The organism is Pseudomonas sp. FW305-7, from assembly GCF_058786735.1.
Genome location: NZ_JBYSZA010000026.1, coordinates 23,357 through 40,405, shown reverse-complemented (window position 1 = coordinate 40,405; position 17,049 = coordinate 23,357). Strand labels below are relative to the sequence as shown.

Genomic DNA, 17,049 nt, shown 5'->3' with positions numbered 1-17,049 from the left:
TGTAGGAGTGAGCCTGCTCGCGATGGCGGTGTGTCAGACAAATCAATATTGACTGAGACACCGCGATCGCGAGCAGGCTCACTCCTACAGGGGATTATGAGGTGGCCGCAGGTTTGCGGATGCCCAAGCGGCTGATCCACACCGCCGCCAGAATCACACTCCCGCCGAGGAACAGCCTGCCCAGTTCCTCATGCTGATTCCAGAGCAGCAGGTTCAACAGCAAGCCCACCGGCACATGCAGGTTGTTCATCACCGCCAGCGTACCGCCGTTGACCATGCACGCGCCTTTGTTCCACCAGTACAGGCCCAGCGCGGTCGAGACCAGGCCGAGAAACAGCAGCACGCCCCATTGCAACGGCGCTTCCGGCAGGAAGTTGGCCTTGCCGAACATCAGGAATGCCGGCAAGACCACCGCCAATGCACCGAGGTAGAAGAAGCCGAAGCGCCGGTAATGCGGCAGGTCGCTCGGGTGTTTCGCCACCAGATGTTTGTACAGCACCTGCCCGGCGGCGTAGGTGAAGTTGGCCAGTTGTAGCAGCAGGAAACCCATAAAGAAGTCCGGATTGATGCTATCGAAGCGAATTACCGCCGCGCCGCCCACCGCCACCAGCGCCGCAATCAGCGCCCACGGATTGAAGCGGCGGTTCAGCGCGTCTTCTATCAGCGTCACATGCAGCGGCGTGAGGATGGTGAACAGCAAAACCTCAGGCACCGTCAGCACGCGGAAGCTCAGATACAGGCAGACGTAGGTCACGCCGAACTGCAACGCGCCGATCAGCAGCATGCCGCGCATGAACGCCGGTTCCACCGAGCGCCAGCGCGTCAGCGGGATGAACACCAGCCCGGCCAGCACCACACGCACCAGCACCGCGAAGTAACTGTCGACATGCCCGGCCAGGTATTCGCCGATCAGGCTGAAGGAAAACGCCTGGATCAGCGTGACAAAAAGTAGATAGCCCATGGTCGCCTCTGTTTCGAATGGCGGCGACGATAGCGGTTTTTGCGCCAGACTGCGAACCCTCGAACAACACAAATCCCCTGTGGGAGCGAGCTTGCCCGCGATGAGGGTGTGTCAGGCAATTTGATGTGTCTGAATGACCGCCATCGCGAGCAGGCTCACTCCTACAGGGGTTCTACGTCGTTTACTGAATCGTGGGCAAAAAAAAGCCCGATCTCGCTAAGGCGTTCAATCGGGCTACAGCACTCAGGAGCAACAAGTGCAAAGGGAGGTTCGATGCGCGTAGAGCCTTGAAGGGGTTGCGCCAGGTCACTAAAACAATCGGCGATTATCTGGCGATTAACATATCAAGCGACCTGGGACAGCTTGGCGTTGGCCTGATTCAAGCCTTTCTCCTGGAAGTCGCCGCCAAGGTTCATGCCTTCGGCGTGAATGAAGGTCACGTCGTGGATGCCGATGAAACCCATGACCTGACGCAGGTACGGTTCCTGGTGATCAGCCGGGCCACCGGCGTAGATGCCGCCCCGTGCGGTGAGCACATAGGCACGTTTGCCGCTGAGCAAGCCTTGCGGACCGGTTTCGGTGTACTTGAAGGTCACGCCGGCACGCAGCACATGGTCGAGCCAGGCCTTCAGGGTGCTCGGGATCGCGAAGTTGTACATCGGCGCGGCCATGACCAGTACGTCGGCGGCGAGCAATTCATCAGTCAATTCGTTGGAGCGGTCGAGCGAGGATTGCTCGTTGGCGTTGCGCTGTTCGGCGGGTTTCATCCAGCCGCCCAGCAGATTGATGTCCAGATGTGGCACCGGGTTCACGGCGAGGTCACGAACAGTGATCTGATCGGCAGGGTGCGCGGCTTTCCACTGACTGATGAAGGTCTGGGTCAGTTGACGGGATACCGAGTCTTGCTGGCGGGCGCTGCTTTCGATGATCAGAACGCGGGACATGTTGTGTAGCCTCCATCCGAGAATGTTGTAGGTCGATGGAGTGAAGGTTAAACAGAGTCGAATCGATGAAAAAGCGCAAATAATTGCTATAAAGCATCGATAATTTCGTTTATAAGCTGACACATACCCTGTAGGAGTGAGCCGGCTCCGGGCGGCGTTCCGACGATAGCGGTGTCTCAGTCAATATCGATGTAGCTGACACACCGCTATCGCGAGCAGGCTCACTCCTACAAGAGATCGACTGTTATTTCGGGGTGCAGGTCAGGTTGATGCGCAGCTTGATGATCTCTCGGGTGAACTTGGCCGTGGCGTTTTTATGTTTGCCGGCAGGCACATCGATGGTGCGGGTGCGCGGCGCCTCCGGGCCATTGTTGAACACCGCTTTGCAGGTCGCATCGACATCACCGTAGTTGCTCACTCGTATGGAGCCGATGTCGTTGTCCGTATCGAAGGACTCGTAATCGATCTTCATGCCGTTGAGGTTTTTCTGCACATCGATCGGATACGCAAACGCCGTCAGCGGCAGCAGCGCCAGCAACACACAACAGAATTTTTTCATTCGGCAGTCTCCATGAGGGACCGCCAGCTTAGGACAAGAGGAGCTATTGATGAAAGCGCCCCGCGTGACCCTTGATCAATGGCGAACATTGCAGGCCGTGGTCGACCACGGCGGCTTTGCGCAGGCCGCCGAGGCCCTGCACCGTTCGCAATCGTCGGTGAGCTACACCGTCGCCCGCATGCAGGATCAGCTTGGCGTGCCGTTGCTGCGCATCGACGGGCGTAAAGCGGTGCTCACCGAAGCCGGCGGCGTGTTGCTGCGCCGCTCGCGACAACTGGTGAAACAGGCCAGCCAACTGGAAGACCTCGCCCACCATATGGAACAAGGCTGGGAGGCCGAAGTGCGGCTGGTGGTCGACGCGGCTTACCCGAGCGCACGCATCGTCCGCGCGTTGACCGCGTTCATGCCGCAGAGCCGTGGCTGCCGCGTGCGTCTGCGCGAGGAAGTATTGTCCGGCGTTGAGGAAGTGCTGCTCGAAGGCGTGGCCGACCTGGCCATCACCGGCATGGGCATCCCCGGCTACCTTGGCGCGGAATTGAGCGACGTCGAGTTTATCGCCGTGGCCCATCCCGACCATGCCCTGCATCGGCTCAATCGCGAGCTGAGCTTCCAGGACCTGGAAACCCAGATGCAGGTGGTGATCCGCGACTCCGGCCGCCAACAACCACGGGACGTCGGCTGGCTCGGCGCCGAGCAGCGCTGGACCGTCGGCAGCCTCGCCACCGCCGCGACGTTTGTCAGCAGTGGCCTGGGTTTCGCCTGGCTGCCACGACACATGATCGAACGCGAATTGAAAGAAGGCTCGCTCAAGCTGCTACCGTTGGATCAGGGCGGCAGCCGCAACCCGAGTTTCTATCTGTATTCGAACAAGGACAAACCGCTGGGCCCGGCCACGCAAATCCTCATTGAATTGCTGCGTACCTTCGACACCTTGCCGCTGGACGCACCGTTCGCCGCCCCCGAACAAGCCTGACACGGAGTTCACCGATGGCGTATTTCGAGCATGAAGGTTGCAACCTGCACTACGAGGAATATGGCCACGGCACACCGTTGCTACTGGTTCACGGGCTCGGTTCAAGCACGCTGGACTGGGAAATGCAGATCCCGGCGCTGGCCGCCCACTACCGGGTGATCGTCCCTGACGTGCGCGGCCACGGCCGCTCCGACAAGCCCCGCGAGCGCTACAGCATCGCTGGTTTCAGCGCCGACATGCTGGCGCTGATCGAGCACTTGAACCTCGGCCCGGTGCACTACGTCGGGCTGTCGATGGGCGGCATGATCGGCTTCCAGTTCGGCGTCGATCAGCCGCAACTGCTCAAAAGCCTGACCATCGTCAACAGTGCGCCTGAGGTGAAACTGCGCAGCCGCGACGACTACTGGCAGTGGTTCAAGCGCTGGAGCCTGATGCGCGTGCTGAGCCTGGCGACCATCGGCAAAGCACTCGGCGGCAAACTTTTCCCGAAACCCGAACAGGCCGATCTGCGGCAGAAAATGGCCGAACGCTGGGCAAAAAACGACAAACGTGCTTATCTCGCCAGCTTCGATGCGATTGTGGGCTGGGGGGTTCAGGAACGACTTTCCCGAGTGACCTGTCCAACCCTCATCGTCAGCGCCGACCGTGACTACACACCGGTGGCACTGAAAGAAACCTATGTAAAACTGCTGCCCGATGCGCGACTGGTGGTGATCGCCGATTCACGCCACGCCACCCCGCTCGATCAACCCGAACGTTTCAATCAAACGCTGCTGGAGTTTCTCGCCGCAGCCGATATTCAATCTCAGGATCACTGACCCATGCTGAAAAAACTCGCCCTCGCCGCCGGTACCGTGCTGTTCGCTGCCAACCTGATGGCGGCCACGCCAGCCAAGGCACCACACGTGCTGCTGGACACCACCAACGGCCAGATCGAAATCGAGCTGGACCCGGTCAAGGCGCCGATCAGTACCAAAAACTTTCTCGATTACGTCAACAGCGGCTTTTACACCAACACGATTTTCCACCGTGTGATCCCGGGTTTCATGGCTCAGGGTGGCGGTTTCACCCCGCAGATGCAGCAGAAAGACACCAAGGCACCGATCAAGAACGAAGCCAGCAACGGCCTGCATAACGTTCGCGGCACCTTGTCGATGGCGCGCACCTCCAACCCTGACTCGGCCACCAGCCAGTTCTTCATCAACGTGGCTGACAATGCTTTCCTCGATCCGGGTCGTGATGCCGGTTACGCGGTGTTCGCCAAAGTGGTCAAGGGCATGGACGTGGTCGACATCATCGTCAACTCGCAGACCACCACCAAAAGCGGCATGCAAAACGTGCCAGTCGACCCTGTGATCATCAAGTCGGCCAAAGTCATCGACTAAGCTGTACAGGGCGTATCGAGCGGCGCTGGCCTGATCCCGCGCCGCTCACACCGATAAAAGGAGAGCCCGTGCTCCGGGCGGTTATCTGATGCTCTATCGCCGTTTCGAACAACTGATCGACATTTTTCGTGAAGCCCCTACGGCGTCTCCGCCGGACCGCGTTCTCCCCTTCTACACCTATTACCTGAAGCAGGTCTGGCCAAGTTTTGCCGCCCTGCTCGTCGTCGGCCTGTTCGCCGCGCTGATCGAAGTGGCGCTGTTCAGTTACCTGAGCCGCATCATCGACCTGGCCCAAGGCACACCGAACCCGAATTTCTTCAGCGACCACGCCCTCGAACTGACGTGGATGCTGGTGGTTGCGCTGGTGCTGCGACCAATCTTCTTTGGCCTGCACGACCTGTTGGTACATCAGACCCTGAGCCCGGGTATGACCAGCATGATCCGCTGGCAGAACCACAGTTACGTGCTCAAGCAGAGCCTGAATTTCTTCCAGAACGACTTCGCCGGACGCATCGCCCAACGCATCATGCAGACCGGCAACTCGCTGCGTGACTCGGCGGTGCAAGCGGTGGATGCGCTGTGGCATGTGGTGATCTATGCGATCAGTTCGCTGGTGCTGTTCGCCGAGGCCGACTGGCGCCTGATGATCCCGTTGCTGACGTGGATCGCCGCGTACATCGGCGCGTTGTATTACTTCGTGCCACGGGTGAAGGATCGCTCGGTGGAAGCCTCTGACGCGCGCTCGAAACTGATGGGCCGGATCGTCGATGGCTACACCAACATCGCCACGCTGAAGCTGTTCGCCCACACCAATTTCGAACAGCACTACGCCAAAGAAGCCATCGAAGAACAAACGGTCAAGGCGCAAATGGCCGGCCGCGTGGTCACCAGCATGGACGTGGCGATCACCGCCATGAACGGCTTGTTGATCGTCGGCACCACTGCGCTGGCGCTGTGGTTGTGGACGCAATCGCTGATCAGCGTTGGCGCGATTGCCCTGGCCACCGGCCTGGTGATCCGTATCGTCAACATGTCCGGCTGGATCATGTGGGTGGTCACCGGCATTTTCGAGAACATCGGTATGGTGCAGGACGGTCTGCGGACCATCTCGCAACCGGTCAGCGTCACTGATCACGAACAGGCCAAACCGCTGGATGTGGCCCGTGGCGAAGTGCGTTTCGAGCACGTGGATTTTCACTACGGCAAGAAGAAAGGCATCATCGGCGACCTCAACCTGACCATCAAACCGGGCGAAAAAATCGGCCTGATCGGGCCGTCCGGCGCCGGCAAATCGACCTTGGTCAACCTGCTGTTGCGCCTGTACGACGTCGAAGGCGGGCGCATTGTGATCGATGGGCAGAATATCGCCGAAGTCGGCCAGGAGAGCCTGCGCGCGCGCATCGGCATGATCACTCAGGACACTTCGCTGTTGCACCGTTCGATCCGCGACAATTTGCTCTACGGCAAACCCGACGCAACGGATGCAGAGCTTTGGGACGCAGTGCACAAGGCCCGTGCCGATGAGTTCATTCCGTTGCTGTCGGACGCCGAAGGCCGTACCGGTTTCGATGCGCACGTTGGCGAACGCGGAGTGAAGTTGTCCGGCGGCCAGCGTCAGCGCATCGCAATTGCCCGCGTGCTGCTCAAGGACGCGCCGATCCTGATCATGGACGAAGCGACCTCGGCACTGGACTCGGAGGTCGAAGCGGCGATTCAGGAAAGCCTGGAAACCCTGATGCAGGGCAAAACCGTGATCGCGATTGCCCACCGCCTCTCGACCATCGCGCGCATGGATCGGCTGGTGGTGCTGGAAAACGGCAAGATCGCCGAGAGCGGCACCCACGCCGAACTGCTGGCCCACCGTGGGCTGTATGCGCGGTTGTGGGCGCACCAGACCGGGGGGTTTGTCGGGATCGATTGATCTTCTCATGATCGTTCCCACGCTCCGCGTGGGAATGCAGCCCGTGACGCTCCGCGTCACTGGACGCAGAGCGTCCCTTGAGGCGTTACCACGCAGAGCGTGGGAACGATCATCATAGGGGATTCGCCGAATCCCGACTGGATAAAACCGCCACAGCCCGCCAACCACGGGCGCTGGCGGTTTTTTTGTGGCCGCTGGAAATCCATAAAAACCCTGCTGTACTCAGCCAAGGCTCCAGCACGGAACCTGTCGTAAGTCTGCAGGGATGCACAACTCGATGCGGTCTCGATAGCACATCTATCAAGGACTCTCTCATGTCTCTGTTCAAACGTTCAGTCACTGAGTTGCTGGGTACATTCTGGTTGGTATTGGGAGGTTGCGGCAGCGCCGTGATCGCCGCTTCATCACCTTTGGGAATCGGGGTGCTGGGGGTTGCCCTGGCGTTTGGTCTGACGGTACTGACCATGGCGTTCGCCATTGGCCACATCAGCGGATGCCACCTCAACCCGGCGGTCTCGGTCGGGCTGGTGGTCGGCGGTCGGTTTCCGGCCAAAGAACTGCCTGCTTACATCATTGCCCAGGTACTCGGGGCGATCCTCGCGGCAGCGCTGATCGCGCACATCGCCAGCGGCAAGGAAGGCTTCGACATCGCCGCCGGTCTGGCCTCCAACGGATATGGCGAACACTCGCCCGGCAAGTATTCGATGGCCGCAGGTTTCGTCACGGAACTGGTGATGACCGCGATGTTCGTGATCATCATTCTCGGCGCCACCGATAGACGCGCTCCAGCGGGGCTGGCCCCGATTGCCATCGGTCTGGCCCTGACGCTCATTCACCTGATCTCGATTCCCGTGACCAACACCTCGGTCAACCCGGCGCGCAGCACTGGCCCGGCGCTGATTGTCGGCGGCTGGGCGATCGCGCAGTTGTGGATGTTCTGGGTCGCGCCGCTGATTGGCGCGGTAGTCGGTGGCGGGATCTATCGCTGGCTGGGTAAAGAGGAGTCCTGAAGACACGGAAATCCCTTTGTAGGAGTGAGCCTGCTCGCGAAAGCGGTCTGCCTGACAGTGATGAGGTAACTGAAAGACCGCTATCGCGAGCAGGCTCACTCCTACAAGGATCTATGTCTGGCGGTAGGGCAAGGCTGTTTTTGCTTCCTCGGCATAGGCCAGCACGCCAGCACGCTCCTGATGCAGGAAATCCTTCACCGCCGCTTTTAAACCCGGATGGCGCAGGTAGTGCCACGAATGGGTGATCACCGGTTCAAAACCGCGAATCAACTTGTGCTCGCCCTGAGCGCCGGCGTCGAAACGCTGAAAACCGTTGGCGATCGCGTAGTCCATGCCTTGATAAAAACAGGTCTCGAAGTGCAGTCGATCAAACTCGGCGAGACAACCCCAGTAACGCCCGTAGAAGCTGTCGCCCCCCACCAGACTGAAGGCCATCGCAACCGGCCGTGAGCCCTGTCTGGCCAGCACCACACGGATCGCCTCGGGCATGCGTTCGGCCAGCAAACTGAAAAACTCCCGGGTCAGGTAAGGCGTTTGTCGCCGCACCGCGTAGGTGTTGGCGTAGCAGGCGTAAACGAAATCCCATTGCGCCTCGTCCAGTTCACGCCCCTCAAGCCATTCAAATTCAAAGCCCTGCCCCGCCACCTGCTCACGCTCTTTGCGCATCTGCTTGCGCTTGCGCGAACTGAGCACGTCGAGAAAATCCTGGAAGTCGCGATATCCGCGATTTTGCCAGTGGTACTGACAGCCGATGCGCTGCAGCCAACCCGGCTGCTCGGCCATTGCGGCATCGGTAAACGGATCAGTGAAGTTGATGTGCGCGCTGGAGAGCTCTTCGATTTCCAGATAACCCGGCAGGCTCTTGAGCAACTCGAAACCGTCCTCGACGTTGGCGGCCAGCAGCCGCGGCCCGCTGACCGGACTGAACGGCACCGCCGTCAACAGCTTGGGGTAGTAATCGATTCCGGCACGCGCGCAGGCATCGGCCCAGCCATGATCGAACACATACTCGCCATAGGAATGCCATTTGCGATAACTGGGCAACGCCGCGATCAATCGCCCGTCTTCGATGTGCAGCAAATGCTCAGGCTGCCAACCGGTGTGGGGGCCCACGCTACCGCTGTCTTCCAGAGCGCTGAGAAAGGCGTGACGCAGAAATGGCTGAGTGTCGGGCACCAGCGCGTCCCACATCGCCGGAGCGATTTCAGACAGGTTTTGCAGGCATTGCAACGGCATCGACAAGCTCTCCACAACTGGGTTTCAGCGCCCGGCGAGTATCGCCGATCGCGCTGCATTGCACACCCGCAATCGGCCGACAGCGCTCTAGATCAATAGTTCACGGCAAATGCGCATCGTCATCAACCTGCCATCACTATGCCACTGCTCTGTCATAAACCATCGCGATACTGGCGCCTGTTTTTAGAGCGCCGGGTTCTACCCGGACACTGTTTTCCGACCTTCAACCGTCGGTTGTGCCCAGGATGGTTCAGCCATCCCTCTCATCTTCGGAGATTGCTATGCGTCTTGCTTCCACGAAAACTGCGGCGGCCCTGTGCGGTGGCCTGTTGCTGGCCATGAGTGTTCCGGCCAGTGCTGCAGTCGACGCCAAACTGCTCGACATGCTCAAGGCTAACGGTTCGATTTCCCAGGCGCAGTACATTGAACTGCAAACTGAACTGGCCAAGGATCAGAAGGCTCAGCAAATCGCGCAGCAGGCGCAGCAAGAGACCAACGAACAAGTCGCGGCTGTCGCGAAGAAGACCAATGAACAAAGCGCCTTCGACCAGAAACTGGCCTGGGCCGCCAAGACCCAGTTCAAGGGCGACGTGCGTTTCCGCCAGGAAACCATCAAGATCGACGGCGAACCGAACAACGGTGGCCGCGACAAGGACCGTCAGCGTATCCGTGCCCGCCTCGGTGCCTACACCGAGATCAACCCGCAAGTCGACACCGGTATCCGTATCGCCACCGGCGGCGGCGATGATGCCCGTTCGACCAACCAGGACCAGGACAACTACTTCGACAAGAAGCAGATCTGGCTCGACCTCGGCTACATCGACTATCACCCTGATCAGATCAAGAACCTGCACATCATCGGCGGCAAGATGCTGCAACCGTGGGTCAGCATGGGCGATGTGATCTGGGACAGCGACATCAACCCGGAAGGTCTGGCCGTTACCTACAAATACCCGCTGGGCAGCAGCGCCGAACTGTTCGGCAGCCTGGGTAACTACAACCTCAAGGACAACGTCGATGGCGATGGCGTGCAATTCCGTCACGACCTGCGTCTGACTTCCGGTCAGTTGGGTAGCCGCTTCAACATCACCGACAACCTGAAAGTAACTTTGGGCGGCAGCATCTACGCCTACCAGAACGATGAAGACAGCCGTTGCACCGGCACTTCCACGCCGTGCGCCCTGGCGGTCAACGGCAACTCGGCCAACAACGAATTCCGTCTGTATGAAGGGTTCAGCCAGGTCGACATCGGTGGTCTGCCGATGCCATTGTCGTTCTACGGCCAATACGTGAAGAACAACGATGCGGTGACCGATCAAGACACCGCGTGGCTGTTGGGTGCCAAGTCGAAAGTCTTCGGCCTGAACCTCGATTACAACTATCGTGACGTGCAGCGCAACGCCGTGGTCGGCGCCTTCACCGACTCCGACTTCGCCAACGGCACCACTGGTTCGCGCGGTCACAAGTTCAAGGTCGGTTACGACATCGACAAGAACTTCGCCATCGGCGCTACCTACTTCCTGACCAAGGCTGACTTCGCCAGCCGTACCCAGCGTGACGCAGACGCCAACACCCTGCAGCTGGATGCGGAGGCCAAGTTCTAAAACGCGTCACCCTGTAGTCTGGCGCGGGTGGGGCGATCCCCATCATCCGTTCGCTTCACCCACGCCGGGCTACTTTTGCAGTATGCAAAAGCCCTCCTACAGGGGCTTGTCTTTTCGGCGCTGTTCAGCCAGGCGCTCAGCCAAGGCATCCACACCTTCTTGCGCTTTTTCCGGCATCGCCTTCAGCGTGGCTTGCATCAAACGCATCTGACGAATGAAACGCCGGCAGTTCGGGCAAAACATCAGGTGATGGCGCACCATCAGGTTTTCCCGAAAACTCAGTTCGCCATCGAGATAATCGCTGGAACGCGCCACTTGCTCCTTGCAGGTCAACATTCTCCTGTCTCCTCAAAATGCTCCACGGTCGCAAAGACCTTCAAACGTGCCCGATGCAGCAGCACGCGGACATTGGAGAGCGAGATCTCCAGAAGATTACAGATCTCTTCCAGCTCCAGACCCTGACGTTCGCGCAGCAGCAACACACTGCTTTGCAGTTCCGACAGGCTCAACAGCGTGTGCTCCAGGCATTCGCGCAGTTCGCCTTCGGTCAGCAGCGCTTCGGGGGTGTCCTGGTGCCAGGCAAATGGTGCGACCAGCCAATGACCGTCGCCGGGCGAGAAGCGGTCGTCATCAATGGTGCCGTGGGGCGACGGCAGGTCATCCATCAGCACTTCGCGGCGATTGAGTTTGTAACGACTCTTGGCCGAGTTGGCGGTGATGGTCAGCAACCAGGTCTTGAGACTGGAGCGGCCCTCGAAGCTGCCGATATGGCGTACCACCGACAGCCAGGCATCCTGCACCACTTCTTCGACGTGACGCTGGCCAACAATCGCATACGCGACAGCGCGCATCGCGCTCTGATACGTCGTGACCAGCTCCTTGAAGGCCTTTTGCTCGCCTGCCAGCAAACGTGCGAGCAGTAGGGTGTCGTCAGCCGCCATCCATCAATCTCCTTGTTCCGACGTCGAAAATGACTGCGGCAGGATTCGCCAAAAGCGTCTCCTGCCGCGATTTCCGAAAACTACAGCGTTGCAGCCGATTCGGATGTAGGAAAGATCAGCGCGATTAAGCGGAAATTAAACCGCTTTTCAACGCTTGCGCAGAATCACACTGCCGATCGAGTAACCCGCACCGAACGAACTCAGCACCGCCAGCGAACCGCTCGCCAGATCATCCTGATACTTATGGAAAGCAATCACAGAACCTGCGGAGCTGGTGTTGGCGTAGGTGTCGAGGATCACCGGTGCTTCTTCATCGGTAGCCTCGCGGCCGAGCAGTTTGCGCACGATCAGGTGGTTCATGCTCAGGTTGGCCTGGTGCAGCCAGAAACGCTTGACGTCGCCGACGTTGAGCTTGTTCTCCTCCAGATGTGCAGCGATCAGTTCGGCGACCATCGGGCAGACATCCTTGAACACCTTGCGACCTTCCTGCACGAACAGCTTGTCGCGGGCGCCGATGCCCTCTTCCGCCGCGCGGTTGAGGAAACCGAAATTGTTGCGGATGTTGTTGGAGAACTTGGTCAGCAGTTTGGTGCTGACCACGTCGAACTGGTGTTTGGAGGTCGCGGTGTCTGCGCGCTCGATGATCACCGCAGTCGCGGCGTCGCCGAAGATGAAGTGGCTGTCGCGGTCACGGAAGTTCAGGTGACCGGTGCAGACTTCCGGGTTGACCATCAGGATTGCCCGGGCCTGGCCCAGTTGCACGGTGTTGGCGGCTTGCTGGATACCGAAAGTGGCCGACGAGCAGGCGACGTTCATGTCGAAACCGAAGCCTTGAATGCCCAGCGCTTCCTGGACTTCGATGGCGATGGCCGGGTAGGCGCGCTGCAGGTTGGAGCAGGCGACGATGACGCCGTCGATGTCAGCGGCGGTTTTGCCGGCGCGCTGCAAGGCTTGTTCGGCAGCGCCGATGGCCATTTGGCAGAGTACCGACCATTCATCGTTGGAGCGCTCCGGCAGACGCGGGGCCATGCGCTGCGGGTCAAGGATGCCGTCCTTGTCCATGACAAAGCGGCTCTTGATGCCCGAGGCTTTTTCGATGAACGCGGCGCTGGATTCGGTCAGAGCCTGGATTTCGCCGCTGGCGATGGCGTCGGCGTTGTCCGCGTTGAACTGCGCGACGTAGGTATTGAAAGACTGCACCAGCTCTTCGTTGGAGATGCTGTTGGCCGGGGTGTACAAGCCGGTGCCGCTGATGACGACGTTATGCATGGTCGTTTCTCTAATCTGTTCAGGCAGAAAGTGCTGGAACCGTCGTACCAACACACAAAGGGTCTATTCCCATCAGGGGGGACGCAAACCTGGCATCGCTTTATTCCGCTCCGTGACCGCGCCAAAGGCTCTGGGTCGCGAAACCGGCGTTTATGGTCGCGAAGTTTGCCATAAACGTTGGCTTTTGGCGCCTTTCTCAAAATCAACACGGATGATCGTTCCCACGCTCCTGCGTGGGAATGCAGCCCGTGACGCTCAGCGTCACTGGACGCGGAGCGTCCCCAGAGGCGTTCCCACGCAGAGCGTGGGAACGATCAGCTTCACGGTTCGACCTGGGTCCACTGCTTGTTCAGGCGTTTGTCGGAGATCGGTACTTTCGTGCCCAACTGCTGGGCGAACAGCGAAACCCGGTATTCCTCCAGCCACCAACGATACAACTCAAGCTGCGGATCGCGTTTGCCTTCCTGGGCATGCTTGGCCGCGCGAGCCTGGTATTGCGCCCAGAGCCCGGCGAGTTCGCCACTCCAGACGCGATCCTTCTGCACTTGCGCGCCGAGTTTTTCGAAACGCTGCTCGACTGCCTTCAGGTAACGCGGCAGCTCTTTAAGCCACTGCATCGGCGTTTCCCGGACAAACCCCGGATAAACCAGATGGCTGATCTGCTGCTTGATGTCGTTCAACGCCACGGCTTGCGCCAGATCGATCTTGCCTTTGAAGCGTTTTTGCAGACCGTGCCAGATCTTCAGGATCTCCAGGGTCAACCGCGCCACACGCTCGGCGTGCTCGGTCCAACTGCCGCGTTTGCGTTCGGCCAGTGCCGCCAACCCGGCGCCATCTCGCGGCAACGGGTCTTCACCCTCCAGAATGCAGCTGTCGAGGCTGGCCAGCAGAATGTCTTCGACCAGTGCATCGACCCGGCCCAACTCGCGATAGAGCAAGCCCAGTTCAGTCTGCCCCGGCAATTTGCCACGCAGGAACTTGGCCGGCTCGGCCAGTTGTTGCATCAACAGACGCTGCAACGCACGACGATGCTGGAACTCTGCTTCGGCCGGGGTCGAGAACCGCCCTTCCTTGACCGTGCCGCCCTCTTCCACCAGCGCCGGATAGACCGTCATCGACAGCCCGGCGATCTTCTGTTGAGTCTTTTCCGCCACCGGCGCGAAGACCTTGGCCTGCACCGGTTGCTGACTTTTCGCACTCTGCGGCACTGCCAACGCCGCCTGACTGGCTTCGGCAAAACGCGCGGTCAGCTCAGCGAGATCACGTCCTTCGCCGAGGAATTTGCCTTGGCCATCGACGATTTCCAGGTTCATCCGCAGATGCCCTTCGACGCCTTGCTCAGCTTCGGCCCACGCCTCATCGCTGACCCGCGCACCGGTCATGCGCAGCAGCTCACGCCCGAGCGCCTGCGGCAGTGAACCGTCGGCAAAGGTCATGCGTTGCAGCGCAGCCTTGATGAAGTCCGGCACCGGCACGAAGTTCTTGCGCAGCGCCTTCGGCAGGTTGCGCACCAGCGCGATGCACTTGGCCTCGATCATTCCCGGCACCAGCCATTCCAGACGCTCCGGCGGCAGCATCGGCAGCAGCGGCGCCGGCACGCGCAGGGTTACGCCGTCACGCGGGTGGTTGGGTTCGAAGTGATAGGTCAGCGCCAGTTCCAGATCGCCAATGTGCAGCGTGTCCGGGTAATCCCGCGCGGTAACTTCACTGGCCTCGCGTGCCAGCACGTCTTCTTCGCGCATGATCAACAGCTGCGGATCTTTCTGGCTGTTGATGCGATACCAACTGTCGAACGTCGCCGTCTGATGAATCTCTGCCGGCAGCCGCGCATCGTAGAACGCGTAGAGGGTTTCTTCGTCGGCAAGAATATCGCGGCGACGAGCCTTGGCTTCCAGTTCGTCGAGCTGCTCCAGCAATCGCTGGTTGGCGCTCAGGCACTTGGCTTTCGACTGAATCTCGCCACGCACCAGACCTTCACGGATGAACAGTTCACGCGACACCACCGGATCGACCGGGCCGTAATGCACCGGTCGACGGCCAACCACGATCAGCCCGAACAAGGTGATCTGCTCGAACGCCACGACCTGGCCGCGCTTCTTCTCCCAGTGCGGTTCGAAGTGGTTTTTCTTGATCAGGTGCCCGGCCAACGGCTCGATCCAGTCGGCGTCGATCTTGGCGACCATGCGCGCATAAAGCTTGGTGGTTTCCACCAGCTCGGCGGTCATCAGCCATTGCGGGCGTTTCTTGCCAATGCCCGACGACGGGTGAATCCAGAAGCGCCGCTGACGGGCGCCCAGGTAATCGCCGTCCTCGGTTTTCTGGCCGATCTGGCTGAGCAGACCGACCAGCACCGCTTTGTGCAATTTCGGGTAATCGGCCGGCTCTTTGTTGAGGCTCAACTGCATGTCGCGGCAGATCAGGCTCAACTGGCGATGGGAATCGCGCCACTCGCGCAGACGCAGGTAATTGAGGAAGTTTTTCCGGCACCAGTTGCGCAGCGGGCTCGCGGTCAGGGCCTGGCGCTGTTCTTCAAAACCGCGCCACAGATTGACCAGTCCGGCGAAGTCGGAATCAGTGTCTTTCCATTGCGCGTGGGCCTGGTCGGCAGCTTGCTGACGCTCCGGCGGACGCTCGCGCGGATCCTGAATCGACATGGCACTGGCGACGATCAGCACTTCCTGCAGGCTGCCGAGCTTCGCCGCTTCGAGCAGCATGCGGCCCATGCGCGGGTCCACCGGCAGACGCGCCAGTTGGCGGCCCAATGGCGTCAGCTGACTGTTGCGATCCACCGCCGAGAGTTCTTGCAGCAGGTTGAAACCGTCGCTGATCGCCTTGCCGTCCGGCGGCTCGATAAACGGGAATGCAGTGATCTCGCCGAGGCGCAGATGGAGCATCTGCAAGATCACGGCTGCAAGGTTGGTACGCAGAATCTCCGGATCGGTAAATTCCGGACGGCCGAGGAAATCTTCTTCGCTGTACAAACGTATGCAGATGCCCGGCTCAACCCGACCGCAACGGCCCTTACGCTGGTTGGCGCTGGCCTGGGAAATTGCTTCGATCGGCAAACGCTGCACTTTGGCGCGATAGCTGTAACGGCTGATGCGCGCAGTGCCGCTGTCGATCACGTAGCGGATGCCCGGCACGGTCAACGAGGTTTCAGCAACGTTGGTCGCCAACACCACACGACGGCCCGGGTGCGACTGGAAAATCCGCTGCTGTTCGGCCGGCGACAGGCGTGCGTACAGCGGCAGAATTTCAGTGTGTTTGAGCTGGGCTTTACGCAGCATGTCCGCTGCATCGCGGATCTCGCGCTCACCGGGCAGGAACACCAGCACATCGCCAGGGCTGCGGCGTTCGCTGCGCTCGTAAGCGGCGATTTCATCGAGGGTGGCGAGGATCGCCTGATCCACGGTCAGATCGTCTTCGACGCGGTTGCCCTCTTCGTCCTGCTCCAGGGTCAGCGGGCGATACCAGGTGTCCACCGGGAAGGTGCGGCCGGAGACTTCGACAATCGGCGCATCGTCGAAGTGCTTGGAGAAGCGCTCCAGATCGATGGTCGCCGAGGTGATGATGACTTTCAGGTCCGGGCGACGCGGCAGCAGGGTTTTCAGGTAACCGAGGAGGAAGTCGATGTTCAGGCTGCGTTCGTGGGCTTCGTCGACGATGATCGTGTCGTAGCGTTCCAGATACCGGTCATTCTGTGTTTCCGCGAGCAAAATGCCGTCGGTCATCAGTTTGATCAGGGTGTTGGAATCGCTCTGATCCTCGAAACGCACCTGATAGCCGACCAGCGCCCCGAGCGGCGTGGCGAGTTCTTCGGCAACGCGGCTGGCGACACTGCGGGCAGCGATCCGCCGTGGCTGGGTATGACCGATCAGGCCATGCTGGCCGCGACCGATTTCCAGACAGATTTTCGGCAACTGGGTGGTTTTGCCCGAACCGGTTTCGCCGGCGATGATCAGCACTTGGTGCTGTTCCAGCGCTTTTTTGATTTCGTCGCGCTTGGCGGCAATCGGCAGGCTGTCGTCGTAACGAATCACCGGCAGGCTGGCGCGGCGCGCCAGCACTTGATCACATGACGCCTGCATGCGCGTCACCCACTGGGCCAGTTTGGCTTCGTCAGGTTTCTTGCGCAGCTCAAGCAACTGCCGCCGCAGCCGGTGGCGGTCGGCGAGCATGGCGTGATCGAGGTTTTTCAGCAGTTTGTCGATGGAGGGCGATTCGTCGGTCATCGGGTACGCAATTC

Annotated in this window: 14 protein-coding genes; 6 read left to right on the top strand and 8 right to left on the bottom strand. The window is 60.1% G+C overall.

Features of this window, described 5'->3' with window-relative positions:
• Positions 1-94: 94 nt before the first annotated feature.
• The 3 genes from AC3WMT_RS24495 to AC3WMT_RS24485 all read right to left on the bottom strand — a co-directional run bounded on the left by AC3WMT_RS24495 (position 95) and on the right by AC3WMT_RS24485 (position 2,464).
• A complete protein-coding gene (locus tag AC3WMT_RS24495; protein WP_103306177.1) occupies positions 95-961 on the bottom strand; it encodes a carboxylate/amino acid/amine transporter in 867 nt (288 codons plus the stop codon).
• 344 nt (positions 962-1,305) lie between these two features.
• The gene (locus tag AC3WMT_RS24490; protein WP_103306176.1) at positions 1,306-1,905 is read right to left on the bottom strand and encodes an FMN-dependent NADH-azoreductase; all 600 of its coding nucleotides are present in this window, start codon (positions 1,903-1,905) and stop codon (positions 1,306-1,308) included.
• Positions 1,906-2,149: 244 nt separating this feature from the next.
• Complete coding sequence (locus tag AC3WMT_RS24485; protein ID WP_103306175.1) at positions 2,150-2,464, bottom strand: 3-phosphoglycerate kinase; 315 nt, start codon at positions 2,462-2,464, stop codon at positions 2,150-2,152.
• Between the two features lie 49 nt (positions 2,465-2,513).
• Between AC3WMT_RS24485 and AC3WMT_RS24480 the strand changes: the two genes are divergently transcribed.
• The 5 genes from AC3WMT_RS24480 (at position 2,514) to aqpZ (ending at position 7,753) form a co-directional block, all read left to right on the top strand.
• On the top strand, positions 2,514-3,437 hold the full coding sequence (locus tag AC3WMT_RS24480; RefSeq protein WP_103306174.1) for a PA3225 family LysR-type transcriptional regulator: 924 nt from the start codon (positions 2,514-2,516) through the stop codon (positions 3,435-3,437).
• A gap of 14 nt (positions 3,438-3,451) precedes the next feature.
• Positions 3,452-4,255 (top strand): alpha/beta fold hydrolase, encoded by an 804-nt coding sequence (locus tag AC3WMT_RS24475; RefSeq protein ID WP_103306173.1) that lies wholly within the window; start codon positions 3,452-3,454, stop codon positions 4,253-4,255.
• A 3-nt stretch (positions 4,256-4,258) separates the two neighbouring features.
• On the top strand, positions 4,259-4,822 hold the full coding sequence (locus AC3WMT_RS24470; protein ID WP_103306172.1) for a peptidylprolyl isomerase: 564 nt from the start codon (positions 4,259-4,261) through the stop codon (positions 4,820-4,822).
• Positions 4,823-4,910: 88 nt separating this feature from the next.
• Positions 4,911-6,743: an ABC transporter ATP-binding protein gene (locus AC3WMT_RS24465; protein ID WP_103306171.1), complete on the top strand. Its 1,833-nt coding sequence runs from the start codon at positions 4,911-4,913 to the stop codon at positions 6,741-6,743.
• 314 nt (positions 6,744-7,057) lie between these two features.
• Positions 7,058-7,753 carry an aquaporin Z gene (aqpZ, locus tag AC3WMT_RS24460; RefSeq protein WP_103306170.1) on the top strand — a complete coding sequence of 232 codons (696 nt, stop codon included), beginning with the start codon at positions 7,058-7,060 and terminating at the stop codon, positions 7,751-7,753.
• A gap of 111 nt (positions 7,754-7,864) precedes the next feature.
• Here aqpZ and AC3WMT_RS24455 read toward each other — a convergent pair whose 3' ends face one another.
• A complete protein-coding gene (locus AC3WMT_RS24455) occupies positions 7,865-8,989 on the bottom strand; it encodes a GNAT family N-acetyltransferase (RefSeq protein WP_103306169.1) in 1,125 nt (374 codons plus the stop codon).
• Positions 8,990-9,270: 281 nt separating this feature from the next.
• On the opposite strand from AC3WMT_RS24455, the gene AC3WMT_RS24450 reads away from it, so the two are divergent.
• On the top strand, positions 9,271-10,593 hold the full coding sequence (locus AC3WMT_RS24450) for a putative porin (RefSeq protein ID WP_103306168.1): 1,323 nt from the start codon (positions 9,271-9,273) through the stop codon (positions 10,591-10,593).
• A gap of 96 nt (positions 10,594-10,689) precedes the next feature.
• On the opposite strand, the gene AC3WMT_RS24445 is transcribed toward AC3WMT_RS24450, so the two are convergent.
• The 4 genes from AC3WMT_RS24445 to hrpA form a co-directional block, all read right to left on the bottom strand.
• On the bottom strand, positions 10,690-10,929 hold the full coding sequence (locus AC3WMT_RS24445; protein WP_103306167.1) for an anti-sigma factor family protein: 240 nt from the start codon (positions 10,927-10,929) through the stop codon (positions 10,690-10,692).
• Positions 10,923-11,534, bottom strand: coding sequence for an RNA polymerase sigma factor (locus AC3WMT_RS24440; protein ID WP_103306166.1), 612 nt, complete (start codon positions 11,532-11,534; stop codon positions 10,923-10,925). Before AC3WMT_RS24440 ends, AC3WMT_RS24445 begins: the two co-directional genes overlap by 7 nt.
• A 147-nt stretch (positions 11,535-11,681) precedes the next feature.
• A complete protein-coding gene (locus AC3WMT_RS24435; protein WP_103306165.1) occupies positions 11,682-12,803 on the bottom strand; it encodes a beta-ketoacyl-ACP synthase III in 1,122 nt (373 codons plus the stop codon).
• Between the two features lie 320 nt (positions 12,804-13,123).
• A complete protein-coding gene (hrpA, locus tag AC3WMT_RS24430) occupies positions 13,124-17,035 on the bottom strand; it encodes an ATP-dependent RNA helicase HrpA (RefSeq protein ID WP_103306164.1) in 3,912 nt (1,303 codons plus the stop codon).
• Positions 17,036-17,049: the final 14 nt, after the last annotated feature.

Bases quoted from the DNA above. Each gene is read 5' to 3' on its own strand.
- AC3WMT_RS24495 (WP_103306177.1), bottom strand. From the start codon at position 961: ATGGGCTATCTACTTTTTGTCACGCTGATCCAGGCGTTTTCCTTCAGC.
- AC3WMT_RS24490 (WP_103306176.1), bottom strand. From the start codon at position 1,905: ATGTCCCGCGTTCTGATCATCGAAAGCAGCGCCCGCCAGCAAGACTCG.
- AC3WMT_RS24485 (WP_103306175.1), bottom strand. From the start codon at position 2,464: ATGAAAAAATTCTGTTGTGTGTTGCTGGCGCTGCTGCCGCTGACGGCG.
- AC3WMT_RS24480 (WP_103306174.1), top strand. From the start codon at position 2,514: ATGAAAGCGCCCCGCGTGACCCTTGATCAATGGCGAACATTGCAGGCC.
- AC3WMT_RS24475 (WP_103306173.1), top strand. From the start codon at position 3,452: ATGGCGTATTTCGAGCATGAAGGTTGCAACCTGCACTACGAGGAATAT.
- AC3WMT_RS24470 (WP_103306172.1), top strand. From the start codon at position 4,259: ATGCTGAAAAAACTCGCCCTCGCCGCCGGTACCGTGCTGTTCGCTGCC.
- AC3WMT_RS24465 (WP_103306171.1), top strand. From the start codon at position 4,911: ATGCTCTATCGCCGTTTCGAACAACTGATCGACATTTTTCGTGAAGCC.
- aqpZ (WP_103306170.1), top strand. From the start codon at position 7,058: ATGTCTCTGTTCAAACGTTCAGTCACTGAGTTGCTGGGTACATTCTGG.
- AC3WMT_RS24455 (WP_103306169.1), bottom strand. From the start codon at position 8,989: ATGCCGTTGCAATGCCTGCAAAACCTGTCTGAAATCGCTCCGGCGATG.
- AC3WMT_RS24450 (WP_103306168.1), top strand. From the start codon at position 9,271: ATGCGTCTTGCTTCCACGAAAACTGCGGCGGCCCTGTGCGGTGGCCTG.
- AC3WMT_RS24445 (WP_103306167.1), bottom strand. From the start codon at position 10,929: ATGTTGACCTGCAAGGAGCAAGTGGCGCGTTCCAGCGATTATCTCGAT.
- AC3WMT_RS24440 (WP_103306166.1), bottom strand. From the start codon at position 11,534: ATGGCGGCTGACGACACCCTACTGCTCGCACGTTTGCTGGCAGGCGAG.
- AC3WMT_RS24435 (WP_103306165.1), bottom strand. From the start codon at position 12,803: ATGCATAACGTCGTCATCAGCGGCACCGGCTTGTACACCCCGGCCAAC.
- hrpA (WP_103306164.1), bottom strand. From the start codon at position 17,035: ATGACCGACGAATCGCCCTCCATCGACAAACTGCTGAAAAACCTCGAT.